Below are 3860 nucleotides of genomic sequence, written 5' to 3'. Positions count from 1 at the left end.
CCGAATCTCCGCCGGGAAATTCGGCAACGTCGAAATATCGTTACCCAACTGCGCCGTCTCCGAGGTGAACCTGTCCCCCGTCAACTGCATCCCGTCACCCGAGTCACCAGCAAACCGGATCACCACCCGGTCCAACTGACGCACCTCGGTCCTGCCGGGCGTCCCACCGTCCGCCGCCGGCGCATCGTCGTACCGGGTGGTGGAGGTCATGGGCGATCACGTCCCTCTCTGCTGCGCGACCCGCACCACGACGGTGCGTTGCCGGCGAACGGCGGGCCGACACCCGGCCCCGGCGGTACCAGCGCAGCCATCGGCCGGCGCGGTACGGCGGCGCAGGTCCGTACCGCCGGGGTCGGCGACCCCGGCGTCAACCTGCGGGGTCGCCGACCGCATCAAGCGCCGGCGAGCGCGTGCGACCACACGCTAGGTTCCGGCCCCGGCCGTGCCAACCCTTAGCGATCCCCTACCCCCACCCGGCTGTGAACGGCCCGATGGCGGGCTCTGCGGGGCGTCCACGGGGGACGGCGCAGGGGGCGCGTGCCTCGACCCGACATGGGACACTTGTCTACATGGGCGAGCTGACCAGCGGCGCAGTGGCCGAGCCGGGGTCACCGCTGCGGCCGGGCGATCCGGAGCACGTCGGGCCCTACCGGCTGCGTCGCCTGCTCGGCTCGGGCGGCATGGGGGTGGTCTTCCTGGCCGAGGCCCCGGGCGGGGGCCGGGTGGCGGTCAAGGTCGTCCACGACGAGCTGCGCTCCCGGCCGGAGTTCCGGCGACGGTTCGCCCGCGAGGTCGCCGCCGCCGGCCGGGTGGCCGACTTCTGCACCGCCCGGGTGCTCGACGCCGACCCGCAGGGGCCGGTCCCCTACCTCGTCACCGAGTACGTGACCGGCTCGTCCCTGCACGAGCACGTGACCCGGCACGGCTCGCTCTCCGGCCCGCAGGCCGAGGCGCTCGCCGTCGGCGTCGCCGCCGGGCTCACCGCGATCCACGCCGCCGGACTGGCCCACGGCGACCTGACCCCCCGCAACGTCCTGCTGTCCCCGTTCGGCCCGAAGGTCATCGACTTCGGGTTGGCGAGCCTGATCGAGGCGCTCGACCCGACCACCGGCCCCTCGTACGGCACCCCGGGCTGGTTGGCCCCGGAACGTCTCGCCGGTTTCCCGCCGGCCCAGCCCGCCGACGTCTACGCCTGGGGCATCCTCGTCGGGTGGGCCGCCACCGGCCGGCTGCCGGTGGACCCCCGGGTGCACCCGGCCGGCCCGCCCGACCTGAGCGGGCTGCCCGCCGGCCTGGCGGCGGTGGTCGCGCGGGCGCTGCGCACCGAGCCCGGCCAGCGCCCCACCGCGCGGGAGGCGATGCTGATCCTGGTCGGCAGCGCCGACACGGCCAGCATCCGCTCGGCGGTGGAACCGGTGGCGGCCACCACCGAGCAGCTCGACGGCACCCGGTGGTACCCGGCGGTCGGCCAGCCGGCCACCCTGGTCGCCCCGACGCCACCGCAGCGTCGCCCGCCGCCGTCCTGGCCGGCGGTGCTGACCGGGGTGGTGGCGGTGGCGGCCCTCGTCGTGCTGGGCGTGGTCGCGCTGCGGCAGGCCGCCCAGCGGGGCGCGCCGTCGGGCGGGGCGGGCCCGTCCGCGCCGCCCGGCGTCGTCACCCCGAGCCCCACCCCGAGCCCGTCACCCACCCCGAGCCCCACCCCCGCCACCGCGACCGGGCAGGACGGGTCGTTGGAGTTCACCGTGACGGGAGTGCACTGCGGGTCGCGCGAGATCGGGTTCTGGCCGTTGACCCAGAAGGCGGACGGCGTGTTCTGCATGGTCGACGTCGACGTGGTCAACAAGGGCTCCAAGGGCACCATCGTCTGGCCGCTGAGCCAACGGCTGGTCGACGCCGACGGGCGCGGGTACACCCCCGACACCCGTTCCCTGCTCTACTATCCGGACACGCAACGGTTGACGAAGAAGATCGAGCCCGGCGCGGCGGTCAGCGGATCACTGGTCTACGACACGCCGGTCGGCACCGAGCTGCGCCAACTGGTCGTCCACGACACGCCACTGAGTGCGGGCACCACCATCGATCTGCCGTGACCGGGGAGCCGGAGGACATGGACGTCGCCAACGCCGCGGAACTCACCGGGCGGGCCCTGTCGCGGGCGCTGTACGCCACCGGGCGCGGTGTGCTGCTCATCGCCAGCGCCGCCCTCAGCCTGGCCCTGCTCGTCGCCACCGTGCTCGCCACGGCGTTCATCTCACTCGGCGTCGGGGTGCTGCTGCTGCCCCTGGTCACCCCGCTGGTCCGCCGGGTCACCGGGCTGTGCCGGGACCTCGCCGGCCGGGCCGGGGTGCCGATCGCCACGCCCTACCTCCCGGCGCCGCCCACCGAGCGGGGCGTGGTCGGCTGGGTGCAACGCTGCCGGTCCATCCTCACCGACCCGGCGACCTGGCGGGACCTGCTGTTCCTCCTGCTCAACGTGCTGGTCGGCTTCGTGCTCGGCCTGCTGCCGGTCACCCTGCTGGTCTACTCGGTGGAGGGGCTGGTGCTCTCCGCCGGGTTCTGGATGCTGATGCGGGAGTCCGGGGTGGACTTCTGGTACGGCTTCACCCCGATGGACACCTGGCCGCACGCGGTGCTCGGCGCACTGGTCAGCCTGGTGGTGTTCGCGATCTGGGTGGCCGCCGCCCCCGGGCTGGTGGCCGGGCACGCCTACTTCGCCCGGACGCTGCTGGGCCCGAGCGAACGGGCGGAGATCGCCTCCCGGATGCGGCACCTCTCCGAGACCCGCTCGGACGTGATCAACATCCAGGCCACCGAGCTGCGCCGGATCGAACGGGACCTGCACGACGGCGCGCAGGCCCGGCTCGTCGCGATCGGCATGAAGCTCGGCGCGGCCACCCGCCAGCTACGCACCAATCCGGACGTCGCGGAGACCCTGCTGGTCGACGCCCGCAACGCGACCGCCAGCGCACTGGAGGAGCTGCGCTGCCTGATCCGGGGCATCCATCCGCCGGTGCTGGCCGAGCGGGGGCTGGAGGACGCCATCCGGGCGATCGCGTTGGAGAGCCCGATCGAGGTCGACGTCACCGCCGACGTCCCCGGCCGGCTGGCCGCCCCGGCGGAGTCCGCCGTCTACTTCGCCCTGTCCGAACTGTTGAACAACGTGGTCAAGCACTCCAACGCCGACCGGGCCAGCATCGACCTGCGGCACGAGGACGGTTCACTGCGGGCCGTCGTGATCGACAACGGTCAGGGCGGGGCCGATGCCAGCCTCGGCACCGGACTCCGGGGCATCGAGCGGCGCTGTGCTACGTTCGACGGGACGCTCGACCTCAGCAGTCCCGAAGGTGGGCCGACCGTCGCGATCCTGGAGCTGCCGTGCGCGTTGTACTCGCCGAGGACCTCTTCCTTCTGAGGCAGGGAATGGTCCAGCTCCTCGAGTCCTACGACTTCGAGATCGTCGCGGCGGTCGACAACGGACCGGCTCTGCTCGACGCCCTGGTGACCCTCCGCCCGGAGGTCGCGGTGGTCGACGTGCGACTGCCGCCCACGTTCACCGACGAGGGCCTGCAGGCTGCCCTGGAGGCGCGTCGCCGCTGCCCCGGCCTGCCGATCCTGGTGCTCTCCCAGCACGTCGAGCAGCTGTACGCCAAGGAACTGCTCGCCGACGCCAGCGGGGGGATCGGCTACCTGTTGAAGGACCGGGTGCTCAACAGCGACCAGTTCGTCGACGCCATCCGCCGGGTCGCCGACGGGGGCACCGCGATGGACCCGCAGGTGATCTCCCAACTGCTGGCCGGCAGGTCCCGTCGGGAGCCGCTGTCGACCCTCACCCCCCGCGAGCGGGAGGTGCTGAAGCTGAT

4 protein-coding genes are annotated in these 3860 nt (G+C 73.4%); 3 read left to right on the top strand and 1 reads right to left on the bottom strand.

Annotation, left to right across the window (positions count from 1 at the left end; translation table 11 throughout):
• Positions 1–210, bottom strand: a 210-nt coding sequence (locus ACOJTC_RS12410) for a hypothetical protein (RefSeq protein WP_420116962.1), incomplete at its 3' end; no start/stop codon positions are given.
• Positions 211–569: 359 nt separating this feature from the next.
• Here ACOJTC_RS12410 and ACOJTC_RS12405 point away from each other — a divergent pair.
• The 3 genes from ACOJTC_RS12405 to ACOJTC_RS12395 all read left to right on the top strand — a co-directional run.
• Complete coding sequence (locus ACOJTC_RS12405; RefSeq protein WP_420116961.1) at positions 570–2090, top strand: serine/threonine-protein kinase; 1521 nt, start codon at positions 570–572, stop codon at positions 2088–2090.
• Positions 2091–2107: 17 nt separating this feature from the next.
• Positions 2108–3412, top strand: coding sequence for a sensor histidine kinase (locus ACOJTC_RS12400; RefSeq protein ID WP_204928209.1), 1305 nt, complete (start codon positions 2108–2110; stop codon positions 3410–3412).
• Positions 3376–3860: response regulator (locus tag ACOJTC_RS12395; protein ID WP_420116960.1), on the top strand; the 485-nt coding region annotated here is incomplete at its 3' end. The genes ACOJTC_RS12400 and ACOJTC_RS12395, both read left to right, overlap by 37 nt.

Origin of the sequence: Micromonospora sp. (assembly GCF_048594385.1) — a bacterium.
GTDB lineage: Bacteria > Actinomycetota > Actinomycetes > Mycobacteriales > Micromonosporaceae > Micromonospora > Micromonospora wenchangensis.
The sequence above is the reverse complement of the archived record's forward strand: the minus strand, read 5'-3'. Positions and strand labels throughout refer to the sequence as shown.